11 protein-coding genes are annotated in these 11,787 nt (G+C 71.4%); 6 read left to right on the top strand and 5 right to left on the bottom strand.

Features of this window, described 5'->3' with window-relative positions; genetic code table 11:
• Positions 1 to 132: 132 nt before the first annotated feature.
• Positions 133 to 1,419 (top strand): replicative DNA helicase, encoded by a 1,287-nt coding sequence (locus tag ACWD1U_RS37080; protein WP_451113767.1) that lies wholly within the window; start codon positions 133 to 135, stop codon positions 1,417 to 1,419.
• 114 nt (positions 1,420 to 1,533) lie between these two features.
• Complete coding sequence (tpg, locus tag ACWD1U_RS37075; RefSeq protein ID WP_451113766.1) at positions 1,534 to 2,088, top strand: telomere-protecting terminal protein Tpg; 555 nt, start codon at positions 1,534 to 1,536, stop codon at positions 2,086 to 2,088.
• Positions 2,089 to 2,378: 290 nt separating this feature from the next.
• Here the strand turns inward: tpg and ACWD1U_RS37070 are convergent, their stop codons facing one another.
• Positions 2,379 to 2,576, bottom strand: a complete 198-nt coding sequence (locus ACWD1U_RS37070; protein WP_451113765.1) for a hypothetical protein — start codon at positions 2,574 to 2,576, stop codon at positions 2,379 to 2,381.
• Between the two features lie 146 nt (positions 2,577 to 2,722).
• Here ACWD1U_RS37070 and ACWD1U_RS37065 point away from each other — a divergent pair, with 146 nt between their 5' ends.
• Entirely contained in the window at positions 2,723 to 3,115 is a 393-nt protein-coding gene (locus tag ACWD1U_RS37065) for a hypothetical protein (RefSeq protein WP_451113764.1), read from the top strand.
• 78 nt (positions 3,116 to 3,193) lie between these two features.
• On the opposite strand, the gene ACWD1U_RS37060 is transcribed toward ACWD1U_RS37065, so the two are convergent.
• Positions 3,194 to 4,315, bottom strand: a complete 1,122-nt coding sequence (locus ACWD1U_RS37060) for an IS630 family transposase (protein WP_451113763.1) — start codon at positions 4,313 to 4,315, stop codon at positions 3,194 to 3,196.
• Positions 4,316 to 5,187: 872 nt separating this feature from the next.
• Between ACWD1U_RS37060 and ACWD1U_RS37055 the strand changes: the two genes are divergently transcribed.
• Both ACWD1U_RS37055 and ACWD1U_RS37050 read left to right on the top strand, forming a co-directional pair.
• Positions 5,188 to 5,361, top strand: coding sequence for a hypothetical protein (locus ACWD1U_RS37055; protein WP_451113762.1), 174 nt, complete (start codon positions 5,188 to 5,190; stop codon positions 5,359 to 5,361).
• A 435-nt stretch (positions 5,362 to 5,796) separates the two neighbouring features.
• A complete protein-coding gene (locus tag ACWD1U_RS37050; protein WP_451113761.1) occupies positions 5,797 to 7,536 on the top strand; it encodes a replication-relaxation family protein in 1,740 nt (579 codons plus the stop codon).
• Between the two features lie 383 nt (positions 7,537 to 7,919).
• On the opposite strand, the gene ACWD1U_RS37045 is transcribed toward ACWD1U_RS37050, so the two are convergent.
• On the bottom strand, positions 7,920 to 8,168 hold the full coding sequence (locus ACWD1U_RS37045; RefSeq protein WP_451113760.1) for a response regulator transcription factor: 249 nt from the start codon (positions 8,166 to 8,168) through the stop codon (positions 7,920 to 7,922).
• Between the two features lie 114 nt (positions 8,169 to 8,282).
• Positions 8,283 to 9,569, bottom strand: coding sequence for a multidrug effflux MFS transporter (locus tag ACWD1U_RS37040; RefSeq protein ID WP_451113759.1), 1,287 nt, complete (start codon positions 9,567 to 9,569; stop codon positions 8,283 to 8,285).
• Between the two features lie 74 nt (positions 9,570 to 9,643).
• Between ACWD1U_RS37040 and ACWD1U_RS37035 the strand changes: the two genes are divergently transcribed.
• Positions 9,644 to 10,132, top strand: coding sequence for a MarR family winged helix-turn-helix transcriptional regulator (locus ACWD1U_RS37035; RefSeq protein ID WP_451113758.1), 489 nt, complete (start codon positions 9,644 to 9,646; stop codon positions 10,130 to 10,132).
• Positions 10,133 to 10,228: 96 nt separating this feature from the next.
• Here the strand turns inward: ACWD1U_RS37035 and ACWD1U_RS37030 are convergent, their stop codons facing one another.
• Entirely contained in the window at positions 10,229 to 11,014 is a 786-nt protein-coding gene (locus ACWD1U_RS37030) for a DsbA family oxidoreductase (RefSeq protein WP_451113757.1), read from the bottom strand.
• Positions 11,015 to 11,787: the final 773 nt, after the last annotated feature.

Genomic DNA, 11,787 nt, shown 5'->3' with positions numbered 1-11,787 from the left:
TCGACACACCCGGCCTAACGCCGCCACCCCGGCCCGGGACACCCCCGGGCCGGTCACACCATACGAATCAGCGACCCGCGAAATACGGGTCTAGCTGCTGCCCAAACTGCCGGACAATCGCTGCTGCTGAAAGTGAACGAAGCCACCCCGGCCTATGACCCGGTGGCCGACGTGGCCCGCGCGGTGCGCGAGGGTGACTGGTACGAGCCCGCGCACGAGCTGGTGTGGTCGGCGGTGGTGCGTCTGCACGGGCACGGCCGCCCGACGGGTGTGCCCGCGGTGGAGGCGGAGCTGCGCAGCACCGGCAGCCTCGAGCGCGTCGGCGGCCCGGCCGGTCTTTCCCAGATCGCCAGCGACGCCTGCTCGCCGGCCGAGGCCGGGCACTACGCCGACCTCGTGCACGGCTACGCCCAGGTGCGCCGCTACCAGGAAGCGCTGGTGCGCGGCATGCAGGGCGCCCGGCAGGCGGACCCGCACTCGGTGCCGGAGACGATCGCCGCCCACCAGGCGGAGCTGGAATACCTCACCGCCGACGACCAGGACGACGACACCTTCGGCCGGTTCGGCGACCACCTGGACGCGCACCTGGACAGCCTGGCCGTGTCCGTCCCGCCGTCTGCCATCACCGGGTTCACCGACCTGGACAGCCTGATGAAGCTGATGCCCGGCCAGATGATCCTGGTCGCCGCCCGCCCGGCCATGGGCAAGAGCGCGTTCGCGCTCGGCGTCGCCACCGCCAACGCCCGCAAGGGCGGTCCCACGCTGGTGCACAGCCTGGAGATGGGCCGCGCGGAGGTCAGCAACCGGATCCTGTCGGCCAGGGCCCGGGTGGCGTTCCACCACATCCGCGACGGCGTCGACAGCCTGACCCAGGACGACTGGGACCGGCTCGACCGGCACACCCCGGAACTGCGGGAGTTGCCGCTGTGGATGGACTACAGCGCCCGCGTCAGCCCCGCCCGGATCCGCTCCCGGATCAAGACCGTCATCCGCGAGACCGGCCGCGCGCCGCTGGTGGTCGTGGACTACCTCCAGCTCATGCAGACCGACCAGCGCAACTCCCGGCAATCGACCTACGACCGAGTCACGGAGATCAGCCGCGAGCTCAAGATCCTCGCCTCCGACACCAGCGCCGTGATCATCGCTCTGGCTCAGCTCAACCGCGGACCGGAGCAGCGGCAGGACAAGAAGCCGGCGGTCAGCGACCTGCGCGACTCCGGCGCCCTGGAGCAGGACGCCGACGCGATCATCCTGCTGCACCGCGACGACTACTACGAGCGGGAGTCGCCGCGGGCAGGGGAGACGGATCTCATCGTGGCCAAGCACCGCAACGGGCCCACAGCCACGATCACTTGCGCCCACCAGTTCCACTACAGCCGCCTGCGCGACATGGCCGCCACCGAAGAACCGGCCCTCTAACCGCCCTGGCCGCCGCTGTGCGGCGCGATCACAGCCCGGTCAGGCACTTCCCCCGGCCCGGCCGTGATCGCCGCACAGCGGCCCACACAGCCGATCATGAACGGAGAGCCCCGTATGGGCATCGTCGAAGACGGCCTGAACCGGGCCGTGCAGCAGGCATTCACCCGCCCCATCCCCAAGTCGGCTGGCGCGCAGATGCGTTACCTGGTCAAGCAGCTCAAGGGCACCCGCGCCGTGGCCGAGCAGCTTGGCATCTCGCAGCGCACCGTGGAGCGCTACGTCAAAGACCAGATCCGCCGGCCCCGCGCGGACCTCGCCCAGCGCCTGGAGGACGCCGTACGGGCTCGCTGGCAGCCCCGCGTCCGCGAACGCGCCCGCCGCCAGGCTGCCACCAACACCGGCCTGGTTGTCGACACCCGCGCCCGTTTCGGCTTCACCGCGGCGCCCGGCACCACCGACGACGCGCGCATCCGTCACCTCACCCTCGCCCTGCCTCCGCAGTACGCGGCCCGGCTGTTCGACGCCCAGGACGCCGGGGCGAGTGAGCAGCAACTGCGCGACATCGCCGCCGAAGGGCTGGGGGAAATGTATTTCCGCGACGGAGGCCGCCGCGCTCACGGCCTGGAAGTCGAATTCACCGACGTAGAACACATTCAATTCGACATCTGAGTGTTCCGCCCGATGGCCGATTTCCTGAATTGAGGGAACCGGCCATCGTCCTTTTTCCGGGCGAGCATGTGGTCAATGCGAGTGTGTCTCATCAGGCGTGAATGCTGGCGCGCCAGTACCGGTGCCCAAGACGCGGCGCCAGGCCGCGTGACTCGTGTCGGACGTGGCGCGGTTTCACGCACGCGCGGTCCTCGCGTACGTGCGGTCCTCGAGTACGTGCGCGTGCCCGCACGGGTCGGCCCGGACCCGGCCGTCACAGCCGCCTGTCACAGCCCGTGTCACAGTCCGCGTCACAGTCCGGCCGGGGCGGGGCCGGTGCCCAGGGCGCGGCGTCCGGCCGGCCGCGCGGGTGCCGGGGCCGTGGCCGCTTGGACGGCGAGGCGTTCGGCGGCGAGCCGGGCGCGCGGCACGTCGGGCAGCTCGGTGTCTGGCGCGCGGGACAGGTCGGCTCGGTCGCATCCGGTGCCCAGCGGGCGGCGGTCGGTCATCCGCCAATCCTGGCTGCCTGTGCTGCCCGGTCCGTACCACCGCGCCGGGTCCAGGTCCGGCTGTTCCTGGCGGCTAGTGCTCTGACCGGGAAGGTTCACCGGGGTCAGTACGCTGAGCCCCGCTGCGGTGGACGAGGAGGTCGGGCATGACGCGGAGACTGTCGATGGACGAGGCCGTGGGACTGCTTGAGGGCGAACTGGGCTCAGGGCAGCGAGCGCTTGACGATCTGGTCACGGAAGATCTCTGGCTTGGTTTCCTCCGATTCGGCCGACGGCTGTTCGACGTCCCAGACACACCCGACGCTGACGGTCTTCTGTTCCAGTACGGGACCCACGCGTTCGACGGTCCTCCGGCGTTCACGCTGGACCTCACCCGGCAGTTCGAGATCTCCGACAGCGACGGTGATCACGACCTTACGTGCAGGTCCACTGCGAGCTCGGATACGGACTCGCACCCGCTTTGGAGGCCCTCGGAAGCTTCGACTCGTGGTTCTTCCACGATGCCGGAGATGATCTCGAAGAGTGGGCTCAAGGACTGACCGAGCGAGCAGCCTGGGCAACGATCCACAGACTCAAGCCGACTGAGATCAGGGTGTATCAGGAGCAGGTGTAGTCGTTCAGGCCATCATCGTGGTGGGACGCCCTCCCCAGCGGACACCCTTCTCGCTGCGGATGCGGGCTCGTTCACGTCGTTGGGCTGCGAGGACGTCGGGGTGGCGGGCGTTGGCGTTGCGCCAGCGCAGGTAGGTGTGCAGGGCCCGGGTCTGCACAGTGTGGTTGGGGTGGTGGGAGTTGGCGATGGTGAACTGCCTCAGCGGTCCGAAGTGGGCTTCGATCGGGTTCGCCCACGAGGCGTAGGTCGGGGTGAAGCACAGCTCGACTTTGTGCCTTTTCGCCCAGCGGCGGATGTCGGCGCTCTTGTGGGCGGACAGGTTGTCCAGGATCACGTAGATCGGGGCGCCGTCGGGCCGGGCGGCGCGGATCGACTTCAGCGCGGCCAGCGTGTTCACGGCACCTTTCTTGCGGCGGTTGACGCCCCACATGCGGTCGTCGCCCACCGAGTAGCAGCCGTGGAAGTACCGGACGCCGTGGGTGCGGTGGTAGGCGGCGGGCAGCCGGTCGGGACGCCCCTGCTCAGCCCAGCCCGAGCCCGCGGTGGGCCTAATCCCGAGCGGGCCGAACTCGTCGAACGCGAAGACGCGGTCCGGGAAGCGGTCCACTACTTCCTCGATGCGGTCGAGTTTGGCGTCGCGTTCTGGGTCCGGGGATTCCTTCCACGTCTTGGTGCGCTGGAAGGTGATGCCGCGGCGGGCGAGCAGGCAGCGTAATGCTTCGCGGCCGATGCGGATGATCCGACCGTGGACTTTACGCAGGTAGGCGACGAGTTTGCGCAGCGACCAGCGGGTGAAGGGCTGGCCGAGCTTGGCAGGTCGGGTGGTGGCCGTCTGGACGACGAAGTCCTCGTCGTCAGAGCTGAGTTGGCGGGGACGGCCTCCCGCCCACCGAGGGTCCAGACAGGCCAGGCCGATCTCGTTGAACCGGTGGATGACGTCGCGGACGGTGTCCTCATCCGCCTGGACCAGTTGCGCGATCACCGGCACCCGGTTCCCGCCGGCCGAGGCCAGCAGCATCATCGCCCGCCGGTAGCGCACCGAACTCGTGCTGCCCCGGCGCACGATCTGCTGCAGCCGCTGCCCTTCCTGGTCGGTCAGTCTGCGCACGCGGACAGGCTCGGCCACCGCGCCTCCAGCGGTCGGATCGGACGTCACCGCACATCCAACCGCCACGACCACCAACCCGAACCTACGCGGTCACAGCACTAGCCGGGAAGCGGGCGGTGAAGTTCTTCTTCAGCGCCGCGGCCTGGCTCGGCGGCGGGTCCCAAGGCGCGCGCGTGTCGTGCGCGTGCGAGGCGGTGAACTCCGGTTCCGTGCGAGTGCCTCTCCGCGCGTGTGCTGGCTTGCCGCCCGGCTGGCCGCCGCAGCTGTCAATGGACGGGCCGGGATGCCGGGAGGCCTGCGCTGTCTGCCCGTACTGCCGCCTACGTCACCCGCGCCCCCTCGCCACGGCGGGCAACTGCCGGGCCTGACCTGCGCATAGGCCTCTGACCTGCGGTTGCGCACTGTATGCCGGGGCGCGGCGTGGTGCTGCGCTGCCTGTCCTCCAACCTCGCGGCGCTGACCTGGCAATCGACTCACTCACTGCACCCGGGGCGCCGCGTCACATGCGCCCCATAACTCCTTGGGGGGCTACCGGATAGGCGGCCCGCATTCAAGAGTTCCGGGCGGATGTTTCCGCAGGTCAGAACCATTGAATGAAGATCCCGGTGGCTCAGAGTCGGCCCTGCCGCAGTGCCTGCTGGGGATCGCGCTGCTGCCCCACGTCCTGCCACGGGTCCTGTTGATCGACGAGATCGATAAAAGCGACATCGATCTGCCCAACGACCTTCTCAGCGGGGGTTGCGGGGCTAGCCCTCGCGCCAAGCACCCTGAGCCGCCCTGTCCGGGACGTCTCCGCGACCTGCAAGGGCCAAGGAGTTCCGACCCCTGCACCGCCCAACCATCCGCACGTCCCGTCCGGGGCGTGCCCGAATCCCGAGGGGGAATCGTTCGTGTCCACGCTTGCTCTGCTCGTCGCGCTGCTCCTGGTCGTCGTCGTGGTGCTGCTCGCGGCTGGCGCCGCCTACGTCGTGCACCGCCATCCGTCGTGGGGCCAGCCGCTCGGCGCCGCGTTCGGCGCGGTCACGGTGATGGCCGCGCTGGTCGGCGTGATCCTCGCCCGGTGAACCGGCCGTACCCGTGTGTGGTCGGGGCATCGGGGAGCCCCGACCACACACGGCCCCTGGCCCCGACCAGGCTGTGTCATCTGTGTCATCGACCCCCCGTTTCCCCAGGTGACCACGGCGCGCGCCGGGATCTGTGTCACTGATCAGCCCCGTACTGTGTCATGCCGTCGTGACGGCACAACGGCATGCCGTCACCCATGCCAGGCCGGATGGACAAGGGGTCCGGGCCAGCCGCCCCGATCCCCTGCGGTTGCCCCTGTGATCTCCCCTGCGTTCCCCCTGTGGTGCATGGCGCCCGCGCACCGCGTGTTTACGCAGCTCACCACGCTGTTTCGGCGCTGTGCAGCGCCTCGACACCCTTTCTGTACACATGATCAGATGTGGACAGAGGGGCCACCCCGACGAGAGGGTGCGCCGGGAGGGGAGGGCGGTCAGGTGGGCGGTTCGAAGCTGCGCCGGTACGGGTCGACGGGCCGCACGCGCACGATGTGCCTGGCCGCGCTCGGGGTGGTCAAGGTGGCCACGCCGGACCAGATACGGCGGCTGATGTGCCCGGGCACGAAGGATGCGGCGACCGTGCGCGGCGGGCTGAAGGACCTGGAGGACGAGCGCTTGGTGATCTCGCCGGGCAGCGCGGTGCGGGTGAACGAGGCCGGCGTCCGGGTCACGGAGAAGTTGTGGACGTTGACCCCGGCCGGGCTGGAGGCGGCGGCCGTGGTGCTGGACCGCCCGGCGAGGGAGATGGGCGGCACCGCGAGGGCGGCGGCGGCCTCCGGCGCGAAGCACGCCCGCGCGGTGACCGACGTCCTGGACGCGATCCTGCAGACCCCGCCCGAGCCGACGCAGCCCGTCGCCCGCAAGCTGCTGCCCGCCCCGGCCGCGGCGCCGGACGACCTGGTGAAGCGGCCGGAGGGGCTGGGGCCGCTCACTGCCTGGTCCACGGAGGCCACGCTGCCCGTCGCCGGGACGTTCCTGTCCCCCGCCCGCGGTTCGCTGCGCGCCGACATGGTGTTCGCCTCACCCGGCCACGACATCACCCCGCTGCTGTTCGTGGAGGTCGACAACGGCACCGAGGGACCGCCGATCGTCGCGGACAAGATCGAGCGCTACCGCCGGTTCTTCGCCCGCCGCGTCAGCCTCGCCGGGCGGGAGGTGCCGCTGTGGCGGACCGTGTGGCCGGCCTCAGCACGCGAGGGCTACCCGCCGGTGGCGCTGGTGTTCACCAAGAACGTCGGCCAGCTCGCCATGCAGACCCGCATGCGCGAGGTCGGCCAGCTCGCCCGCGACCACTGGCGCGGCACCTGGGACGGCGACGGCCACGCGCCCGAGGGCGAACAGCCGGACGGCTACCGCGACTACGACGGCAAGGTGCCGCTGCTGGCCACCACCTTGAAGCTGCTCGCCGCCCACGGCCCGCACGGGCCGGTGTGGTGGCGCTACGGGCATTCGACCTGGCAGTCCCTCGCGGACGCCCTCGACAACCCCGACGACTTCCGCGCCTACTCGGTGCGCGCCGACGCCCGCCGCAAGGCCGAAGAGGCCGACGTCGAGCGCGCCCGGCGCGAACGGGAAGAGCACCGCCGCCGGATGGAGGCGGGGAAGTGGGTCTGCCCGACCTGCCAGCGCTACGCCTACCCCGAGGCCGGCCTGACGCCCGGCGGCGAGTGCCGCCCCTGCCTGAACTACCGCCAGCGCACCGCAGCCGGATCCGTCCCGGAGCAGGCCGACCAACCGCCGACCGGCGACGGCAGATTCAGTCGGCGCCGCCGCACCTGGCCCGCGCGCCCTGTGATCCGCAGGCGACCACCCCTTGTCCGTCGTATGTTCCCCAGGCCAGACCCCTTGACCAATCCGCAGACACGAAGGTGTGCCGTGCTCTACGTCCAGGCGCGGGTGTTGATCCAGTGCTGCCGGGGCGGGCTTGCGCGGCTTGGCGGGCGGGAGCTGGCGGGGGACGAACAGCGCCTCCAAGCGCTCCGGCTTGGTGCCCTCGCGCAGGAAGTCGGCGAGGTTGGCCACGATGTCGGCGGTCACCCGGCGCCCGAGCTGCTGGCCGCGTCGGCGCAGCTCGGCGTACCAGTGGGCGACCGGCTCGGCGCCATGCTGCTAGGCGACGTCGACCCGGCGACGTCGACCCGGCGACGATCGGCGCTGTTGCGCCGGGTGTTGCGGTAGACGTTGCGCCATGGGGTTGCGGTAGAGGTTGCGCGGCCTGGTGACGGGCCCTCCCATCACCCCTGATCAGGGGCCTACCGGAGCGTGGTCGGGGTGCTGACATCCCCTCAGAGCACCCCACGACCGCCCCGGCCTGGAAGAAGAAGGGTGGGAGGGAAGCGGGCGGGACGCGGGGAGCGCCTCGGGGGATCGGGGCCGGCCTCTGTGCTCGCGCGTCGGCGGGGCCGCGCGCGGTCGAGGCAGGGCGCCGCCCGGCCGGGGCGGCTGCGTAGGAAACGGGACACTCCCGGCACACGGCCGTCTTGGTGTGTGGTGTGTGGTTCTTTCGGTCCCTCGCCCGGTCCCTCGTCCCTCCTGTCCGTCGTCGCGTGGGGCGGCCCGGGTCAGTCCTCCGCGACGTCGTACTGGAGGGCGTGCCGGACCAGTTGCACACGGCTGCGGACGGAGAGCTTGGCGTAGACGTGCCGGAGGTGGGTGTCGACGGTGTGCGGCGAGACCACGAGGCGCTCGGCCACCGCACGGTTGGTCAGGCCGGTGGCGACGAGGCGGGCCACCCGCAGTTCGGCACGGGTGAGGCTGTGCCATCCGGAGTCGGGAAGCTGCCGGCTCGCTGGGGAATTGGTTGCTGTCATGCGGCGCTTCCGCCCCTCTCCTCGCCAATTCCTGGGTTCCGGGCCGATCCTGCTGGCAGCGCGATCGACCGGTCAAAGACGAGGGGCCGACCTGGTCAGGTGGCGGGAAGTGTGTCAGGTCGCCGCGCTCGCGGTGCCCTCCAAGGCATCATCGGCCGCCGGGGTGGCGGAGGGGTCGGCCACCGGGGGGCAGTTGCGGGTCAGCAGCAGCGACAGGACCGCGATGAGGGAGCAGCCGGCCATGCCGATGAACAGCGGCGTGGCGGTGTCCTTGCCTCCCAGACCCACCAGCGGGGCGAGCACGGCGCCCAGGACGCTCTGCAGGGTGCCCAGAACGGCGGAGCCGGTCCCGGCGGCGTAGGGGACCCGCTCGATGGCGAGGGCGGTCGCCGTGCCGAAGACCTGGCCGAGTCCGAGGAAGCCGATGCCGATGAGCGAGAGCGCCAGGACACGGTTGAGCTGCCCGGCCAGGGTGACCAGCAGCGCGGCGGCGGTCGCGACCAGCAGGGTGGTCAGACCGATGCGCAGCAGGAGGCCGGGGGCGTAGGTGCCGACGAGCTTGGTGTTGACCGTGCTGGAGATCGTGGCGGTCAGGGCGCCGACGGAGAACGCGATGGACGCTTCGCCGACGCTGAACCCGAGGACGTTCTGCAGGAGGAACGGCGATCCGGCGATGTAGCAGAACAGCGCGCCGCAGCTGAAGGCGAAGGCGAGCGTGTAGCCGACGTAGGCGCGGTCCGTGAGCACGGAGCGGGCGGCCTGGAAGGTGGCCGACATACCGCCTGCGCGGCGCCGCTCCTTGGGGAGGCTCTCGGGGATGAACGCCAGGGCGGCGAGGAACATCAGCAGCGAGACGCCGGCCAGGACCCAGAAGACGCCGCGCCAGCCGCCCGCGTCGCTGACCACGACACCGCCGACGAGCGGCGCGACGATCGGGGCGATGCCGCCGAGCGCCATGAGCACGCCGAAGAGCCGGGCCGCGACGGTGCCGGTGGCGACGTCGGCGATGACCGCGCGTCCCACCACGAGGCCGGCCGCGCCGGCGAAGCCGGTGACGAAGCGGAGCAGGACGAGCACGGGGAGGTTCGGGGCCAACGCGCACAGGGCCGTGGCCACGGTGCACACGGCGGCGCCGACGAGGATCGGGGTGCGCCGCCCGTACCGGTCGGAGAGCGGTCCGAGGACCAGCTGGCCCGCCGCCATGCCGACCAGGAACGAGGTGAGTGTCAGCTGCACTCCTGAGGCGTTGGTGCCCAGCTCGTCGGCCATCCGGGGGAAGGCCGGGAGGTACATGTCCGTGGCGAGCGGCATCACGAAGGACAGGAGGGCGAGCGTCGCGGTGAGCGTCACGGCCGGTGAGGCGGACGAGCTCTGCGCCTGACCGGGGGGCGATGTGGACATCGACATGCTCCTAGAGGATGACTGCGGAGATTCCACTATAGTTATATAGCTATAAGCATTGCTACTGTCGAGGCATGAAAGCAACCGATGCGGAAGGCGACGCAGTGCTGCTGCGTGAAGCGAGGGAACTCACCCCTGCCCTGTACGCGCTCGGGCGTGTCCTGCGGCTGCGCGGCGTGGACGAGGCCGGGCTGACCCCGCTCCCGCCGTCCGACCTCGAGGTGCTGCGCCATGTGCTGGAATCACCGGGCGTCGGCGTCGGAAGCGTCGCCCAGGAGCTGGGCCTGCACGCCAGCAACGTCAGCACCACGGTGCGCGGACTGGTGGCCCAGGGACTGATCCGCCGGGAGCCCGACCCCCACGACCGCCGTGCCGTCCGGCTGCATCCGACGATGGGCGCCGTACAGGGCATGGCCAAGATCGAGCAGGCATGGGCGGACATCTTCGCCGACTCGCTGGCGACGCTCACCCCGGCCGAGCGGGACACCCTCAGGACCGCCGCGCCGGCCCTGAAGGCACTCGCGCAGGCTCTCAGGGAACGGCACAACGCCTCTCGCGGCTGAGGCGACGCGCCTCGGCGCCGAGGCACCGCGCACCCTGAGCCCGAGCCGCCTCGGCCCTGGGACCGGGGCCTCCCGTCCCAGGGCCGAGGCGGCACGTCAGGAGCCCGCCAGACGTGACAGCAGGGCCGCCGCCCACCTGGGATGCCAGCGCAGCACCTGGGGCAGGCCGCCGTCGGCCGGGTCCGCCGTCCAGCGGAACTCGACGCCGGGATTGTGCGCCTCCCACCCGTCCGGCGCGAACAGGTGCGGGCTGCCCTGGATCCGGCCGCCGCGGGCGGTCCGCCACTGGTCGTAGACCGCCGCCCGGCCCGCACCACGGGCCACTGCCTCCTCCAGGGCCGCCGTGTCGACGCGCGGGCACTCCTTCGCCACGGCGAAGATCTCCGCGTGCACCGCGATGCACCGGCTGTCGGCGTAGAAGGCATGCCGCAGCGCCGCGTCCAGCTCGTCACTGGCCGCGAGCCCGCCGACGGCGGGGTCCTTCGCCGCCTGCACCGCCTCCAGCGCGGGCAGCAGCGTCGACGGGTAGGCCCACTCGGGCGCCGACCACAGCCGCCAGCCCAGCTCCGGCCGGGCCGCGGCGATCACCACGGCCTCGGCGTCCACGATCCGCTTGGGCATGGGCTGGCGGTTGAACAGCTCCAGCGGGAAGGCCCGGTGGTCGATCAGGAGCTCGGTCCCGGTGCGCCGGGCCTCCTCGCGCAGGGTGTGCAGGGCGAGCGAGGCCCACGGGCAGCCGATGTCCGACCAGACGGTGAGGACCGGCCCGGGCGGTGTCCTGGTTCCTGCGCGGTGGGCAGGGCGCGGTGTCCGCGCAGCATTTGCATGGCTCGGAGTCCGGCTCCGTCCGTCCCGCTCGGCGAGCTCGGCGCCGGGTTCCACACCTGCCCTTTCCGGCCGCGCATTTGGAATGCGGCTGGAATCCCCGGGGTTTCTCCGGACGGTTTCCCGTGCCTTTCCCATTTTCCGGGGTGGTGGTGGGGGCTGGTTCCAGAGTTTGTTTCGGCCGGGTTTTTGAAGCAGGGTCACCATTCCCCGGTTCGGGCTTTGTTGCGACCCCCGGTATCCGCCCCCTCCTCGTGACGGGCCGTCAGTTCGAGCCGGGAGGCACCCCCCGTCCCCACGGCGCGCCCCGCCCCGGATCAACGTTCGTGCAGGTCAGGCCTGGTGGGGCTGCGCCCGTCAACGGGCCGGAGCCCTCCGGGGGGTGGTGGCCCGGGGTCCCAAACGCTACACAGGCCCAAGAGTGATGCAGGGGGTGGCCCGGATCTGCCAACGCTACATGCTGCATCACTCCCCGTGCCCAATCCCGGGACCACCGGCACGGGTTGGGCACGACCCCGGCCACCCTCCCTCGTAGCCAACCGCCCGCGTAGCGGGCTCGGTCCGGGAGCGCAGCGGACCGCCAGGCCCCGGGCACCGGGGCCTGAATGCGCAGCGCAGCGCAGCATTCGCACGGGGAGCGCAGCGGACCGTGCCGCCTGCCCGCAGGGCAGGCGAGCCCCTCGGAGCGCAAGCGGAGAGGGGCACGGCCGCGCAGCGGCCGAACGCCTCGGCGCAGCCGAGGCGGTGACGCTCCGTCACTCGCCCCCCGCGAAGCGGGGGGCGTGCCCCTGCCCTGCGCGCAGCGCAGGGGTACCCGCGGAGCGGGTACC

The organism is Streptomyces sp. NPDC002788 (assembly GCF_053592115.1).
Note: the sequence above shows the minus strand (reverse complement) of the source record. Positions and strands in the feature narration are given on the sequence as shown.

Bases quoted from the DNA above. Each gene is read 5' to 3' on its own strand.
- ACWD1U_RS37045 (WP_451113760.1), bottom strand. From the start codon at position 8,168: ATGACAGCAACCAATTCCCCAGCGAGCCGGCAGCTTCCCGACTCCGGA.
- ACWD1U_RS37065 (WP_451113764.1), top strand. From the start codon at position 2,723: ATGACGCGGAGACTGTCGATGGACGAGGCCGTGGGACTGCTTGAGGGC.
- ACWD1U_RS37040 (WP_451113759.1), bottom strand. From the start codon at position 9,569: ATGTCCACATCGCCCCCCGGTCAGGCGCAGAGCTCGTCCGCCTCACCG.
- ACWD1U_RS37070 (WP_451113765.1), bottom strand. From the start codon at position 2,576: ATGACCGACCGCCGCCCGCTGGGCACCGGATGCGACCGAGCCGACCTG.
- tpg (WP_451113766.1), top strand. From the start codon at position 1,534: ATGGGCATCGTCGAAGACGGCCTGAACCGGGCCGTGCAGCAGGCATTC.
- ACWD1U_RS37035 (WP_451113758.1), top strand. From the start codon at position 9,644: ATGAAAGCAACCGATGCGGAAGGCGACGCAGTGCTGCTGCGTGAAGCG.